The organism is Pseudomonas sp. R4-84, from assembly GCF_054130985.1.
The window spans coordinates 1,700,998-1,716,617 of sequence record NZ_CP096390.1 but is presented as its reverse complement, the minus strand read 5'-3'; the positions used below and the strand labels follow the sequence as shown (position 1 = coordinate 1,716,617).

At 48.7% G+C, this 15,620-nt stretch carries 17 protein-coding genes; all 17 read right to left on the bottom strand.

Annotation, left to right across the window (positions count from 1 at the left end; all coding sequences use genetic code 11):
• Nucleotides 1-10 precede the first annotated feature (10 nt).
• Entirely contained in the window at nt 11-955 is a 945-nt protein-coding gene (locus M1D68_RS08060; protein WP_434650383.1) for a UDP-glucuronic acid decarboxylase family protein, read from the bottom strand.
• A complete protein-coding gene (locus M1D68_RS08055) occupies nt 952-1,746 on the bottom strand; it encodes a glycosyltransferase family 2 protein (RefSeq protein WP_434650381.1) in 795 nt (264 codons plus the stop codon). Before M1D68_RS08055 ends, M1D68_RS08060 begins: the two co-directional genes overlap by 4 nt.
• Nucleotides 1,743-3,296, bottom strand: coding sequence for a capsule biosynthesis protein (locus M1D68_RS08050; RefSeq protein ID WP_434650379.1), 1,554 nt, complete (start codon nt 3,294-3,296; stop codon nt 1,743-1,745). Before M1D68_RS08050 ends, M1D68_RS08055 begins: the two co-directional genes overlap by 4 nt.
• Complete coding sequence (locus M1D68_RS08045; RefSeq protein ID WP_434650377.1) at nt 3,293-4,645, bottom strand: hypothetical protein; 1,353 nt, start codon at nt 4,643-4,645, stop codon at nt 3,293-3,295. The genes M1D68_RS08050 and M1D68_RS08045 overlap by 4 nt, the downstream gene beginning before the upstream one ends.
• On the bottom strand, nt 4,642-5,694 hold the full coding sequence (gene pseI / locus M1D68_RS08040) for a pseudaminic acid synthase (RefSeq protein WP_457969929.1): 1,053 nt from the start codon (nt 5,692-5,694) through the stop codon (nt 4,642-4,644). The genes M1D68_RS08045 and pseI overlap by 4 nt, the downstream gene beginning before the upstream one ends.
• Nucleotides 5,681-6,220, bottom strand: a complete 540-nt coding sequence (gene pseH, locus M1D68_RS08035) for a UDP-4-amino-4,6-dideoxy-N-acetyl-beta-L-altrosamine N-acetyltransferase (protein ID WP_434650373.1) — start codon at nt 6,218-6,220, stop codon at nt 5,681-5,683. Before pseH ends, pseI begins: the two co-directional genes overlap by 14 nt.
• Nucleotides 6,213-7,325 carry a UDP-2,4-diacetamido-2,4,6-trideoxy-beta-L-altropyranose hydrolase gene (gene pseG / locus M1D68_RS08030; RefSeq protein ID WP_457969927.1) on the bottom strand — a complete coding sequence of 371 codons (1,113 nt, stop codon included), beginning with the start codon at nt 7,323-7,325 and terminating at the stop codon, nt 6,213-6,215. Before pseG ends, pseH begins: the two co-directional genes overlap by 8 nt.
• The gene (gene pseF / locus M1D68_RS08025; RefSeq protein WP_434650369.1) at nt 7,322-8,023 is read right to left on the bottom strand and encodes a pseudaminic acid cytidylyltransferase; all 702 of its coding nucleotides are present in this window, start codon (nt 8,021-8,023) and stop codon (nt 7,322-7,324) included. The genes pseG and pseF overlap by 4 nt, the downstream gene beginning before the upstream one ends.
• On the bottom strand, nt 8,020-9,180 hold the full coding sequence (gene pseC / locus M1D68_RS08020; RefSeq protein ID WP_434650367.1) for a UDP-4-amino-4,6-dideoxy-N-acetyl-beta-L-altrosamine transaminase: 1,161 nt from the start codon (nt 9,178-9,180) through the stop codon (nt 8,020-8,022). Before pseC ends, pseF begins: the two co-directional genes overlap by 4 nt.
• Nucleotides 9,181-9,183: 3 nt before the next feature.
• Nucleotides 9,184-10,182, bottom strand: coding sequence for a UDP-N-acetylglucosamine 4,6-dehydratase (inverting) (pseB, locus tag M1D68_RS08015; RefSeq protein WP_434650365.1), 999 nt, complete (start codon nt 10,180-10,182; stop codon nt 9,184-9,186).
• Nucleotides 10,183-10,647 (bottom strand): acyltransferase, encoded by a 465-nt coding sequence (locus M1D68_RS08010; RefSeq protein WP_434650363.1) that lies wholly within the window; start codon nt 10,645-10,647, stop codon nt 10,183-10,185.
• Nucleotides 10,648-10,786: 139 nt separating this feature from the next.
• Complete coding sequence (locus M1D68_RS08005) at nt 10,787-11,941, bottom strand: hypothetical protein (RefSeq protein ID WP_457969924.1); 1,155 nt, start codon at nt 11,939-11,941, stop codon at nt 10,787-10,789.
• Between the two features lie 43 nt (nt 11,942-11,984).
• Nucleotides 11,985-12,881 carry a hypothetical protein gene (locus M1D68_RS08000; RefSeq protein ID WP_434650359.1) on the bottom strand — a complete coding sequence of 299 codons (897 nt, stop codon included), beginning with the start codon at nt 12,879-12,881 and terminating at the stop codon, nt 11,985-11,987.
• Nucleotides 12,882-13,338: 457 nt separating this feature from the next.
• Nucleotides 13,339-14,382, bottom strand: coding sequence for an LPS O-antigen chain length determinant protein WzzB (locus tag M1D68_RS07995; RefSeq protein WP_457969922.1), 1,044 nt, complete (start codon nt 14,380-14,382; stop codon nt 13,339-13,341).
• 187 nt (nt 14,383-14,569) lie between these two features.
• The gene (locus tag M1D68_RS07990; RefSeq protein WP_457969920.1) at nt 14,570-14,794 is read right to left on the bottom strand and encodes a lipopolysaccharide assembly protein LapA domain-containing protein; all 225 of its coding nucleotides are present in this window, start codon (nt 14,792-14,794) and stop codon (nt 14,570-14,572) included.
• Nucleotides 14,795-14,819: 25 nt separating this feature from the next.
• Complete coding sequence (ihfB, locus tag M1D68_RS07985; RefSeq protein ID WP_420767791.1) at nt 14,820-15,116, bottom strand: integration host factor subunit beta; 297 nt, start codon at nt 15,114-15,116, stop codon at nt 14,820-14,822.
• Between the two features lie 145 nt (nt 15,117-15,261).
• A complete protein-coding gene (locus tag M1D68_RS07980; protein ID WP_457969918.1) occupies nt 15,262-15,540 on the bottom strand; it encodes a hypothetical protein in 279 nt (92 codons plus the stop codon).
• Between the last annotated feature and the right edge of the window lie 80 nt (nt 15,541-15,620).

The window sequence follows — 15,620 nt, the reverse complement described above, 5'->3', positions numbered from 1 at the left end:
GACTCAACTTTTAACTTTTTTCCGACAACAGATTGTCAAAATACTTGATCGTTTTTTCCAAACCTTGATCAAGCATAATTGTCGGCTGCCAATTCAACAGCTCCTTAGCTAAGCTAATATCCGGCTGGCGCTGCTGGGGATCATCCTGAGGTAACGGCTGGAACACAAGTTTCGAATTCGAACCCACCAGTTCCAGCACTCGCTCAGCCAGCTGCCGAATAGTGAATTCACCCGGGTTACCGAGATTGACTGGGCCCGTGACGCTATCGGGTGTATCCATCAAGCGCAGAAACCCTTCTACTAGATCGTCGACGTAACAGAAGCTACGGGTCTGCTGTCCCTCACCGTAGATAGTGATGTCCTCTCCACGAAGCGCTTGAACAATGAAGTTGCTTACGACCCTGCCATCATTCGGATGCATACGTGGGCCATAGGTGTTAAAAATACGAGCAATTTTTATCCGAACATTATGCTGCCGGTGATAGTCAGAAAAAAGTGTCTCTGCACAGCGTTTCCCTTCGTCGTAGCACGACCGGATGCCAATAGGGTTTACCTTCCCCCAATAGGACTCAGGCTGGGGATGCACTTCTGGATCGCCGTACACCTCACTGGTAGAAGCTTGAAAAATTTTGGCTTTAGTTCGTTTAGCGAGCCCCAACATATTAATCGCGCCGTGAACGCTGGTTTTCAACGTTTGCACCGGATCGAATTGATAATGTACAGGAGATGCTGGGCAGGCCAGATTATAAATTTCATCAACCTCTACATGTAATGGGAAGGTTACATCGTGACGAAGAAGTTCAAAGTACGGATTCTGTAACAGGTGAGCGATATTGCGCTTAGCACCGGTATAAAAATTGTCCACACAAAGAACTTCATAGCCCCGTTCCAACAGCCGCTCACACAAATGAGAGCCAACGAAGCCTGCCCCGCCAGTAACCATTACACGTTTCATAATCCCTTCCTCAAAATTCGATAGTAAAATCCACCCAGCGCATGGGTAATTGTGTAAAGCGCTGCTTGAGCAGCAGAAGTTCCAGGATATTCTTTATGAACCATATACATACGCTCAAGCATGTATTTTTTCGAACCTGATATTTGGCCTACTATTCGTCTATAGCTCAGCAAAGGATAACAAAGCTTTATTGTAGCCCCGATTTCCTCATGCATTCTCAACCAGCAATGATAATCCTCAACTGCCTTGTAGCGGATATCCTCATTGAAAGGAAAGCGCAACATGAGATCCTTCTTAACCACCACGCTAGAGGTAGGAATCCGGCCTTTTATCTGCTGCTTAGCGAAACTGATTTGCTCCAAGGCAACTTCCATCACCGGATCAAAAGTGAGAAGCGTATCATCAGTAAAATCTTTCATTTGGGTGCAACAAAAATCGACATTACTCGTCTGAAGCGCGTCAATTTGCAGCTTCAGCTTCTGAGGATGCCATATATCATCCGCATCTAGAAAAGCAATCCAATCGCCAGATGAATTACGTACTCCAATATTTCTAGGAGCCGCCGGAGCTCCATTATTTTTTTCAAGAGATATAAGCTTGATTCTCGAGTCTTTCTCTACGAACGATTGGACAACTTGACGGGTTGCGTCCTTCGAGCAGTCATCTATAACAATCAGCTCCCAATTGGTATAAGATTGATCAATCACAGACTGTATCGACCGCGCGATCAAGCCCTCCGCATTATAAGAAGGCATGATGACTGAAACTAATTTCCGCGCAAACTCGCTCAACCTCGATCTCCTCTTGGCATTTTTGCCCTAACATTATCTACCCAGCGCAACCCGAAACGCCTGCGTATCAAAAGTGGCTCCAACATGATCGGCTGGGCCTCGTATTCTGCAAGCTGCGCCCATTCCTTCTTCTTCAGGGCGTCGACTACGACGTCTTCGCCATAGCCATCGTCAGCGAACGTCGCGTCGTCAGCTGTCAGCTTACCTGTTTTTAGCATGGAGATAATTCTCTCAGGGTCAGCTCCCTCGAAATACCTGTAACGCGTAGTCTCCACAGCTTTGACATATTTTACGTATTGTGAGAAGCGGTGAGATCTTAAATATAAAAAGCGTAATGTTTTGCGAATAACGACATCTGGATCAAGCGAAACCCGAGCATCATTTGCATATAAAGACTGCTTATCTCTAAACGCCCTTAAAAAACCCGCCTCCTGATACGTTGAAGGCCCCATGCAGATAACTTGCTTGCCACATACCCCGGCTTCGACTGCAGAGCTTCCGCCATTAAGGACTACTATATCCGCCTGCTGAATAAGATCATAGGTACTTGCCTTTTGCTCGCTGGATATACAATAGATATTATTCTTGAACGCCCACTCTTTATATAAAGAAAGCGATCTGTCACCGACTACTTTCCCGATGTTTTCAGCCCAATTTGGATGACAGCGAACCACTACTTGCTCTGGCTTTATTGAAAACGCTTCGAATAGATCATCAAGTGCCTTGGTGTTGTCCGTCCACTCCGTACGCCACTCATCGTGACCGGCAAATTCGTTTTTGCTACTTGGAATAACCAGTACTCGGGGCCCGTCGCTGGTTAACGGCCAAGGTGCAGGTTCGGGATTTCTATTATATAGACGCCATTCGAGAGAATTTTTTTGCAGGAAGCGTTCACCTGCCAGACGTCCCGCCAACCTCGCCTGTTCAGCAGTCAAAGGTCTATCATCGTATTCTTTAACCATATCGCCCAGTGCCTTAAGCGACAGACAGTTCGCGTTGGGGATCAACTGGAGCCCGTCACCGAACCAAGTTCGCTCATGAGTGATATAGGGAATATTTTTCTGCTCACACGCATACGTAATAGCCCGGGGCAAATCCATTCTACCATTGAAACAAATTACCGCTTCTATACGGTTATCTTCTATCCACCGGGCGGCGCTTTGGTACACTGTGTTAATAGGTACATACAAACTTTCCCTGACCGTAACGACTTGAGGCTCATTCCACTCAATCTCAGATTCGGTCCGGTTTAACGTACATGAACTGGACAGGGCGAGACGGTCTAACACATCTGAGTCTAGACTCTCAGAGCCAGAGCTTACAGAAGTGACATTTTTTACCGGAAAGCTCCTGACGCCTCCCAAGATACATTTGGGACACTCTTCTAGCTTCCGCTTGCCTTTGATTGCTCGGGAGTAGCAATTACTCACTGCACCGTCACAGGTCAGATAGAAAATCTCGTGCCCGCCATCTTCAAGCATTCTAGCCAAATAATACAAATGCTCGACGTGAGGCCTAAAAGAGAACATATTGACAAGTCCGATCCTCATAAAGACCTAACCTCCTTTTTTATCGAGCACAAAAACATATATATACCTGCCGCCGAACACAGCGAAACCAAGACAAAAATAAACATAATTACATTCATAGATGAAAGGACAGGGGCTACTAACAACGTATCCAGTAAAGCAACATAAAATATCACCTTAAATATACCGCTAGAGCGCAGAATGGAGAAGTTCATCCAAGCCAAGAGGCTAGCCAACAAAAGCGCTCCTGCGACAACCCCAAGTAAACCATACTCGTAATAAATCGATCCTGGCAAGGAGTTAAATAATCCCGCATACTGATATTCGCCACCTGCCGAGCCGATAACTTTCGAACTCAAGGCGAGTATGCCCCCCCATAACGCAGACCCGCCCGCATCAGAAGGTAAATATTGGATATTTTCGGACAGCACCCAGAACGTATGGGTTACATATAAGGCGGTCAGAAGAAGGTAATTTTTTATATCGCAAACAGCTCCAGAGTCACAGGCATTGTAAGATTGGGTTTTCATGCCATGGAGGTGATCTACAAAGCTATTTAGGTAAGCCTCCGAGTCATTTCCACCCACAGAGGCTCGTGCATAAAAAACAAACATGATTGCAGCCAAACAAAGCATACCCGCAAAGAAAATCCAAACCAAAGATCTTACCTTAAACAGTTCTGTATACGCACCTCGACCGGAACTTCCTCGGGCGATAATTACCGCAATAAAACTAACGACCAACACACCGATGAGTGAGCGTCCGCCGAGAATATAAGACCCTGTCAAAAGCGCGACAAAAATCAACGACGCTAAGACCCATCGCTGTTTGCGGGAAAAAAATTCATAGTAATAAACTAGAAATACAAAAGCAAAATAGTACCAGAATTGCAACAGATTCCCCACCACGCTAAAAATAGAAGAGACACCCTCAGCGCCGGCTCTTTCAGAATTCAACCGTGACCTGATCTCCACAAAATTACTACTTAAGTAATCCACACCCTGATATAAAGACCGGTCTATAATTAAGAAACCAAGCCCTAATATCGACAGCCAGCACGACAGCCTCATAACTGTATACAACTCACGAGACGGCGAATATACAGAGGCTGAAATCGTACGCGCATCAATAAAATATAGACCTAGCGACACCAGAAAGTACGAAACAACCATGACCATATAAAATAGAGCATACACCCCATAGGCAGGGTATACATCCGCAACTGCGGATGTATAGGGAATAGACAATTCAAGCACCAAGAACAACAACGCGACAGCCAACACTATTGCAACAGGCAAAATAATATGCAATAAATTTTTCTTGGCAATTATCAATTCAGCCCGCCCTTTCCCACTTACATTGCCACTCATATTAAGACGTCAAAACTCAACGGCGTGTTTTTCTTGATATCAACAGCAGCGCTTTTTCCTAAGATAATGTCGAGGTATTTCGGCGGCAACCCATAGCCCGGGCGCACACTTCGTACATTTTTCAGACTAATGATCTCACCCTTGGCGATATTTTCCACTGCATAGAGGGAGCGCCTGAATTGCACATTTCCTTGCTCACTAGACTTACACCCATAATCAACCTTGCCCAGCGCCGCCCATGCCGTTTTACTATCCTGGCACAGCGCCATAAGCTCTTGGGGTTGTAGCGAAAAACTGTCATCTGGGCCGCCGCCGCTGCGATCAAGGGTAAAGTGTTTCTCGATAATCGACGCCCCGAGTGCAACGCTTGTAATTGCCGTTGTATTGTCTAATGTATGGTCAGATAACCCGGTCACCAAACCATGGCGATGGATCATATCCGGAATAGTACGTAGATTATAATCTTCTGCCGGCGCTGGATAACCACTAACGCAGTGAAGGACAGCCAGTTCCTTACAACCGCCCTCTCGCGCGGCCTCGATTGCCTCAGCTATCTCGTCTGCGTCTGCCATCCCGGTAGAGATGATCATCGGTTTGCCCGTACTGGCCACATATTTTATTAGCGGTAGGTCAATCGCTTCGAACGAAGCAATTTTATAAGCAGGTGCGTTCAGACTTTCGAGAAGATCAACTGCCGTCGAGTCGAAAGGCGAGCTGAAAATAGTGATGTCGAGCTTTTTTGCATAGTCAAAAAGCGGAGCATGCCATTCCCAGGGCATGTGGGCTTCTTTATAAAGCTCATACAATGTCCGCCCATCCCACAACCCACCACGAATCTGGAAATCGGCCGAATCGCAATCTAACGTAATAGTGTCAGCGGTATATGTCTGCAGCTTGATCGCGTCGGCGCCCGCCTTCTTGGCCTCTTCCATAATCCGCTTTGCAGTCTCAAAATTGCCATTATGATTGGCGGACAGCTCTGCAATAATATACGGGGGCTCGTCTGCGCCAATTTTTCTGCCGGCTATATTGATACTAGGATTTCGCATACGATTGACTCTCTTCTGGCTGCCATTCGGCGCTCAATAATCCAAAGCAAATAACTGAATGATAGTTTTCGCCGTCGTAGTGTTGATCGCGCAGAACTCCTTCTTGCTGAAATCCCATACCAAGATGAAACTTGATTGATCGTTCATTATAGGCAAGGGCTTGTCCGCAGATCTTATGCAGATGGAGAGCTCTAAACGCGTAATCCAGCGCCGCCTTTCCCAATTCTCGGCCTGTGCCCTTCTCTGCTTCAGGCGCTATGTAGAACCCCCAGTCAGCGACTCCAGGTACGCCGAGTTCGGTTATATTCACGAAGCCTTGGGCTGCGCCGTCCATTTGGAAAATCAGTAAATGCTTGCTTGCATCAACGGACGCACGCATGAACCAGGTTCGATGCTCTTCAAGCTTGATTTCATGCTGGGTATACATAAAACGACGTATATCCGGATGATTCCTCCAGGCAAGTACAAGGTTCAAATCGTCTGCCGTCATCTTCCGGATAGATGAGTCCCGCTGCGCATTATCCATTGCCCATGCTCCCGATTAACCGCTCAACACCTAAACCGTCGCAGACGTTTTTTGCCTGCCGGCTTAGCTCCGACAAGGAACAGCCTTGTGTTAAATCGAATATGGCCGCCGGTAAGCGTTCGGGAACATCGTTCGCTTGTCCAACGAGCACGACGCAGCCGGAACGCGAGAGTGCTTCTGCCCCAGATTTTTGATTATCCGCCAACACCACCATAATGGTCGGCACACCCAAGCAGCAGCGCTCCCAGGAGGTACTGCCAGCGGCACCGATGATTAGATCTGCCGAAGTCATGCGCTCAGCCATATCAGACACGTTAACCAACACTTCGGTAGGCCAAGGCATGGTCGCCGCGATTTCGTTTACAGAAGCCAGACAAGGAGCGTTAAGTCCCATGATTACGCTTATTCGGCAATCGTCAGGTAGAGGGCAGTCTCGCAGGATCCGCAGGACGAGCCCTGTGGCATTTGCTTGATCGACGCCTCCCATCGTAATCAGCAGATGCTGGAGCACCGAAGAGCTTCGTCTCTCAAGGCTTCGCTTACGCAGCTGGGCAAACTCTGGGCGTAACAGTGCGAACCGTGCACCAGCCAGTATTTGGCAGCCATCGGGCACAAGCCCTATGTAGTCTCGCTCCGTACGCCCGTGGTTCTGATCGAGGAGTATTTTGCAAACATGCGGACGGTCCGCGAGGTCATCTATAACTAAAAGAGCGTTATAGTATTTCTTCAGTGCGTTTTCCCACCGGGCATCCAGAGCATAATGATCCACTACCAGCCAGTCAGGCATTAACTCGCCTAACAGGGCAGCACACTCGCTGGCATCTTGCGTTTGGGAAGCTCCGAGCCAAGCAGAGTGAGTTAGTTGGCTTTCCGGGAAAACTGAGTAGCCAGCGGCGCCAGGGCTCTCAGTCGCGTCCAGTGCAAACGCTTCGAAATGCTTGCTCCGAACAAAATCAAGCAGATTTCCTGGGTGCTCCCTACAAATGAAATAGCATGTAGCGCCTTCAGCACGCAGAGCTTCAGCCAAAGTTAAGCAACGCATTACATGCCCGCTGCCAATCAGCACCGAGGCATCTGCCCTGAATACTACCGTCATGCCTTTCATGCTTTGGCGCTTTCCGCTTGAAAGGCTTTATACATCCATTCAGCACGAACCCAATCTTCTGGGGTATCGATGTCTTGCACACGATGGCGCGGTAGTACAACAGCGCTCGACTGTGGGCTGAAAATCATATGCCCAGCCAGCCATGCAGTTGTCAGCCCCCAATAAAACTGCCCGGCGTCGTGATAGCTTTCTTCCAGATCTTGTGAGCGAGTGTTGAAGTGCTCGGCGTGAAACATTTCCACGCCTCCGTTTTCAGACAGGCGAATCGCTCGCTGAATGGGGAATGCATAGCTGGTGACTGAAAACGCGTATTGGCTGCCCGTTCGTTCAAGAGTCGCCAGACCTCGCTGCAAATCTTCAGGGCTGACAAACGGGGCTGTAGCATAAAGGCAGCAAACCTGCTGGGCTTCAAACCCATCAGCCCTGAGACGTTCAATTGCTTGCTGAATAACCGGTATTGTTCCGGTGTAGTCGTCAGCCAACTCAGCTGGACGCATGAATGGAACGCTGGCTCCGCAATCACGCGCAACACCGGCAATCTCTTCGTCATCCGTAGACACAATGACCTTATCAAAACAGCCACTCTCGAGCGCCGCCTCGATTGACCAAGCGATCATCGGCTTGCCACAAAAAATCTTGATGTTTTTTCTTGGGATGCGCTTGCTGCCGCCCCGGGCAGGAATGACGGCCAGTCTCATGCGTTCACTGCCTGTTTGATGGCAGCTACCACCTGGTCTTGCTGTTCATCACTCATGGTCTGGAACATCGGAATGCTGATAGCTTCGCGATAGTAATCCTGGGCTACCGGGAAATCTTCCGGCTTGAACCCCATCTGCGCATAGTACGGCTGCGTATGGACAGGAATGTAATGCAGGTTCACCCCGATCCCCTGGTCCCTCAGCGATTCGAACACTTGACGGTGGCTCTTGCTGATTTTTGCCAGTTGTAGCCGAATCACGTAGAGGTGCAAGCCTGAATAACTGTCGGGATGTTGCCATGGAACAGTTACAGGCAGCGCCGCGAGCAGATCGTTATAACGCGTTGCCAACTGGTGTCGCCGAGCAATGAACTGATCCAGACGCTCCATCTGACTTAAGCCCAAGGCTGCTTGCAGTTCGGTCATTCGATAATTGAAACCCAGGTCTATCTGCTGGTAGTACCAGGGACCGTCTGAGTCGTGAGTCATTTGTTGCGGATCACGAGTAATGCCGTGGCTGCGCAAAAGCGCCATCTTGTTCGCAAGTTCGGCATTATTGGTCAGCGCCATCCCACCTTCTGCGGTAGTGATTATCTTCACCGGATGAAAGCTGAATACCGTAATGTCGCTGTATTTGCCGCTCCCAATGAAATCGCCTTGGTATTTTCCACCGATGGCGTGAGAGGCATCCTCTATCACCTTGAAGCCGTAGCGCTTGGCGAGTTTTTGTATGGCCTGCATATCGCAGGGCTGGCCACAAAGGTGTACCGGCACGACCACCTTAGGCAGCGTACCCTCTCGCTCAGCCTTTACCAGCTTGCGCTCCAGCGCCTGAGGGCAAAGATTGTAGGTACGAGGATCGATATCAACGAAATCAACTTGAGCAGCGCAATACAAACCACAGTTCGCAGAAGCGACAAACGTAACGGGACTCGTCCATAAACGATCACCGGGACCAAGACCCAACGCAAGACATGCGATATGCAACGCCGACGTAGCGCTATTCACCGCAAGCGCATGCCTGGCGCCCACATGGGCAGCAACCTGCTGCTCAAAACGAGGCACCATCGGCCCCTGGGTGAGGAAATCAGATTGCAGCACACCGACAACCGCGTCGATATCGGCTTGGGTTATATCCTGGCGACCGTATGGAATCATGGATCAGATACTCCCGATCTTCGCTTCGTTAGCGGTGATCCAGTTGCGTAGATCCTCGTCGCTCATCCATTCGGTATTGTTATCGCTGGCGTAGACGAACCCTTCCGCGACTTTCTTGCCATCCTTGATGCGTTTCGGGCAGGTCGCCCACTCGTTGATGACCGGCAGGATCTTGAAATGCTCTGGGTACTCGTAGGTGTAATACGAATCCTCAGCGCTGATCATCTGCTCGTGCAATTTTTCGCCTGGGCGGATACCAACAATCTTTTGCTTGGCGTCGGGAGCCACAACACGGGCAAGGTCGGTCACCTTCATTGAAGGGATCTTCTTCACATAGATTTCGCCGCCTTCCATGTCTTCGAAAGCGTGCCAGACCAACTCGACACCTTCCTCCAGCGAAATCATGAAGCGGGTCATTCGCTCATCGGTGATCGGTAGCTCGCCCTTGTCCTTGATAGACATGAAAAAGGGAATAACCGAGCCCCGCGAGCCCATGACGTTGCCATAGCGCACAACAGCCATGCGAGTTTCGTGACCACCTACGTATGAGTTCCCGGCAACGAAAAGTTTGTCAGACGCCAGCTTGGTGGCACCGTACAGATTGATCGGGCTGCTGGCTTTGTCGGTGGACAACGCCACCACCCGCTTGATGCCTTTGTCGATGCAGGCATCGATCAGGTTCATGGCGCCGTTGATATTGGTCTTGATGCACTCGAAAGGATTGTATTCAGCAGTCGGTACGATCTTGGTAGCGGCCGCATGGACAACGTAGTCAACTCCATCAAGGGCCCGATAAAGGCGTTCTTTGTCGCGAACATCGCCAATAAAGAAGCGAACACGAGGGTCACCCTCGAATTTTTTCGCCATGTCCCATTGCTTCATTTCGTCCCTTGAGAAGATGATGATCTTCTTGGGGTTGTATTTGGCCAGGGTCATCGGTACGAATGTGTTACCGAACGAGCCGGTACCGCCGGTCACCAAAATCGTCTTGTTGCTCAACATCTACAGTCCCTCAAACCCAAAGCGAAACTTAATTATTTTTGCAGGACCACCTACTACAATTGCCCCTACCGGAACATCCTTGGTCACCACAGAATTAGCACCAATCACCGAATGCGAACCTATTTCAACACCGGGCATTATAACCGCATTCGCGCCAATCCAAACATCATCGCCGATCTCGATTGGCTTATTGTAGGTCGCCAAAAAGTCCTCACGGGAAATTCGCCGCTCTTGCTCGCGAATGCTGATCCCGGGGTAACGATCATGCACATGCGAAGCTGAAGACATAAAAATGTTTGGCGCCAGAAGGCATTCCCTGCCAATTGAAACGTCACCATTTATGGTCACGTTCCGCTGGATTGTCGTTCCTTCGCCTATACGGATTCGCGTCAGCGCGGAAAGCTCAACGCCACTATTTAGCCACACCCCATCATCGAGTTTGACCTCTCCAACACCTGCGTTCAACAACGCACTTTTTACAGTGACTCGCCTCCCGATCAATATACGTCCTCGCCTAGAGACCCTAGAAAAAGGCGAGATTAACGATCTACGGGCGAGCATCGAAAAAAACAACCCGAAGACTCTAAGCCGGGCAACCACACCATCAGATAGTTTCTTTAGCAAAACTAACTCTCCAAGAAAAGAAAATCAAAAAAAACAACTGCACAGAGAAACCTACACACATCAAAGAAACGAAAGCAAAAATACCACCCGACTCAAATATCAAGCTGTAAGACACAGAAAGAATAAAAAACAACCCAAGCATACATAACTGAACAGCAAGAAGTTTGTTTCTTTGCGACATCACAAGCAAATAAGACGTGAAGAAATCAGCCGAACGCAATATTGCGCACATCAAGAAAACCGCGCCAACCCCAGCACTCGCCTCTAGCCATTCGGCAGCAAACCAGCGACTTTGCAAAAGCCAAAGCAAACATAGCAGCGCCACCGACAAAAACAAGCATACCAGGAAGGAAATCCTGGCAACGTACCTGAAACCCGCCCTAGGACTATCCAGACATATCTCCGGCAACAGAGTAATCACCCGGGTATTTATCAACTGCTGAATAGAAAGCGCCACCATCACAACAAGTGAGAGGTAAGAAAAGCGTGAAAAATCTTTGGGACTTAAATAATAGGCAGCAAAGACCCTATCCACGTACTGCATAAATGCCCCAACACAAGTCACAGGCACAAACTTCAAGCAATCCAGAAGAAATGTCCGGTTTGGAACAACCATTTTTACGAGCCATGACATCAGAGACTTAAAGCAAAGAATACCCCCTACAAGAACCTCAGCCAAAATCGCGTATGTGGCATTAACTGTGACAAATGCAACACACAAGCCAGCTAAAGCGATGAACAAGTTTCGATAAAGCAACCGCTTCGCATACTCCACGAACCTCTTTTTGCTCTTTACAACCATCAGATCAACAGTAAAAACAAAAAAAACCAACACTTGGACTAGCGAGAGTAAAAATATAAGCATCGGAGCATTCGAAAGAACCCCGTAGCCAATTAATCCGATAAGCCCAACCAGCCAGCAAACGCCACCAAACCATTTTACATTCAACACAAACTCAGATAACTTCTTCTCATTACTGGCTAATAACGGCATCTCCGAATGGCATCTAACTATTACACCAGAACCAACAAGAAGGGCGCCCAGCCCTACAATCAACAAATAATAATTTATTTGAGCATATTGATCAAAAGAAAGTAAATGCGCGTAAGCGAACCCCTTTAGCGCAGCAATCATAGAGGCTCCGCCAGCGAACAACAAATAGGACCAGGCATTCAGCCTAGACGAATATTTTCTGAGCCTCTCTATCACCAACACAACTAACTTCCGAATAAGTATTAATCGAATACTCGAACTGCAGCATAAGCCTTGCCCGAGAAACTGGCGTAACACCTTTGTGTACAGTGATAGTGTCTTCTATCAAACACGTCCCAGCCGGCCCTAAAACCTTGACAACATTATCAGCCCCATACGCGGAGATAATTTCTTCGTCGGTAAAGCGGCGAGACTTGAACATCGGCGATTCGTATTTAATCAATCTATTCGACGTTTTTACAAAAATATGAGGACCAGCATCATCATCCACATCGGTCAAATAAAAGAAAAATTTAACGAACTTCAAGTCATCCAAATCAAAATGAAAGACATGCGCATGGCGCGCCTTGTCTTCCGCACTGGCGTTTACCGGAAAAGTCCACCACATATTAACACTCATTAACTTTGGAGGAACTTTCAAGTACTTAGCAGCAACCAATAGCAAATACGGATCGTTAGCCAATTTAGAAATTTTTTCGTCTTGCTCCGCATCAAAGTATTGAGCCAACAAAAGCTCCTTGCCGAGCGCTTTCTGGGCTTTATCCCTATCTGTTAAATAAAAACCTTTTGCTTGATCTCTGTCCGCGAAACAGGGATTGCTTTCCGAATAGTCCAAGAGATACTCGACAACATCCTTTGGCAACGACGGCCCAGCTAGAGCACCATTAATCTCCAGCTCTGCAACCACCGAATCTATAGACTCGACATCGAATACTACAAATGACTCCTCTTTTCTATTTACCTGAGTCCTTACAAAATCAGCTAGGCGCTTCTTATTAAAAAAGGCCACGACAGTCCAAATCAGAGTCCTTACTGACCTTCGCTTAAACAAGCCACGCATAATTTTATATTTTGTCAACATGATTTCCCTGCTTATCAGCTACAAAAACCCAAAAAAATATCACTATATCGACGAATGAAACCTGCTGAGGAGGGTCACCAAGGAAGCATTTCCCCTCGCCCGCACCAGCTCCATTTTCATGGGTAAATGAGAATTTTGTCCAGATGATTCAACTCAGCTTGCTAGCACAGGTAGAGCGATGGAGCAGCGTGATGATCGTAAGTATGCGTCTGCTGCTGGGTATGTAGCTGGCCTGCGACAACTTGCCAAGGCAAATCTATAAAACGAAGTAGCCAGCCTATGAAGCCATAGATACTATCGAATATATGACGCGCGTTATAGCTACCGATTAAATAACTTACTCAAGCATAAACTCAGTTTCAAAAAATATAAAAAGCCCGCTATCGCCGCACACCACGACGATAACAGGCCAGCAAAGCCCCCCCCCCAGACGCTAAATTCTATGAATGAAGAGAACTCACTTAATCCGGTTCCGGACAAAGGCAAAACAAATCAATGCCGCAAACCCACCCAGAATCAAACCTATGATTGCGCCCAACACCACAATTAAGCTCTTCCTCGGCTTAACCGGGCTCTCCGGCACCTCAACACTACCATCCTGCCGATAAACCGAAATAAGCTCAGGATCAACATTCAACTTACGATAAAAGTTATACCGCATCTGCAACGTCCGCAGATCTTCTATAAACGCGTCATCTGAGGTTCTGGACTCCAACGTTTTGATCTCAGCAGCCAAAGCTTTGCTACCACGCTGATAATCCATCTTGCTACCGGTATCAACGGTAATATCCACCGCAGCAGAAGAGTTAACAGTCGGCGTAGTCAATCCAATCGCCTCGGCAATTTTCAACGCTTCCCGCAATTGCTGAATCCTGTCCTCACGTATCCGCTGAGCAGTCTCGCGCAAGCTGACAATACGCTGCTCCAGATTGCGCGCTCTCACCGAAGCTTCAGTCGTCACGTTCTTGACGAGCTCTGCCTCGGCAGCCTCACTGGCGCGGGCTACGTAAGCCTTGGCCCACTCGGTAGCCTTCACCGGGTCGCCGATTTGCACAGTGACGGAGAAACGATCTGGCGTATCCTTCCCAGGCCCTTTGACGACCAGCTGTCGAGAGAACCGCTCGTACAAACGATCAAGAGCTCCCTCTCGCTGCGACTCATCAAGCGAAGGAAGATAAACCTCATTAAAAAAAGTCTGACGAAGCGACTCACCCTGCAAGTTACGAGCAAATACATCGTAAACATGCTTGATGGTATAAGTTTCCAGCTCCGTACTTTTCCCACGCCCATAGTTCAGCTCAGCGATCTCATTCTGAGTCGGCGGCATGATAAAAAGCTTTGCTTCATAGACAGGTTTGCTGAGGAACGCGTAAGCAGCAGCGCCAGCAGTGACCAGAAGAGTAATGGCGAGGATCAGCCATTTTTGAGCCCAAAGCCCGCGAGCGAGGGCGATCAGGTCGATTTCATCGTCGTCGCGCGTTGCAATACGATCATCTTGCATGGATAGCCTCGCTCCCTTTTTTTAGCTTTGCGCTTGCAGACACACGGGTCGCATTAAAAGGTAAGGCGGGCAAGTCCCCGACGGACACAGCGGTCTTTTTATTAAACTTAAACAAATGCAACATACCCAAAGTCAGAAATTTGCGGCAGTGATCCTTACTACGAGACTACTGGGCTCACACATCCATTTATTTCAGCCGCCGACCTCTCCCGGCGATCCACGCCAATAGGGGGCCAATCATCATTCCAGAGAGGAGCGCGAGCAACACAAAAACCGAAACAGGAAGTTGCGGTGCCGACCATCCCAGGAACAACAGCGCGACAGGCTGATTGTTTTCAAGCACGAACAGTACGATAGCCGAAGCCACGAGCACCGCAAGTACGACAAGCGCAAGGCGCCTAAAGTTCCGCATGGAGACCTCTTTTTTTGGGGTCGATTCAGACCTCGTCACCCTCTTCCTCGTTCACCCGGTCTCGGAGCTCCTTGCCCGGCTTGAAATGAGGTACGAATTTTCCATCGAGGCTGACAGATTGACCTGTTTTTGGGTTGCGACCCACACGAGGGGCGCGGTAGTGCAGGGAGAAACTGCCGAACCCGCGGATTTCGATACGATCTCCGGTCGCCAGGCATTGGGACATTTGTTCAAGCATGGTCTTGATGGCCAGCTCTACATCCTTGGATGAGAGCAGCCCTTGATGGGTGACAATTCGTTCGATCAACTCCGACTTCGTCATGTTTTTCCCTTCTTTTTCAAGCAGCTAGGAAAATCGCTTCAAAGGTTTTAGCATGCCCGGAGGAATTTGAACAGCCCAACTCTTGACATATCTTCAGCGCCTCCTGATCGCCCCTTTTTGGCGCAGACTGAAAACATTTTGCAGGTTAGCGGCACATGACCAGCATGGTGCGAGTCAGGTAACCCGCCGGATTGAAGCCAAAGGGGTATTGATCCTGGTCTTTTGCATCATCGGATCGAGTGATCACCTTGTAGCCTGCCCCCTTGCACTCCTTGGCTGCGCGCTTAAGGCACTTCTCCCAGCCGGAGCCCAGCCCTGAGCAATCGATCTCGATACCGCTGACACCTCGCACGGCGTGGGTCTTGGCGCTCGTGGCGCAGCCTGCCAGCAGCAGAACAACCAACATCAGAAAGAGCTTATTCATTCAGATCCTTCGTTAGAGGGACGCATCCCTGTCCCGAATTTCCCAGCTGTGTCATAGAAGAGACACCCATGCTGGCCGTT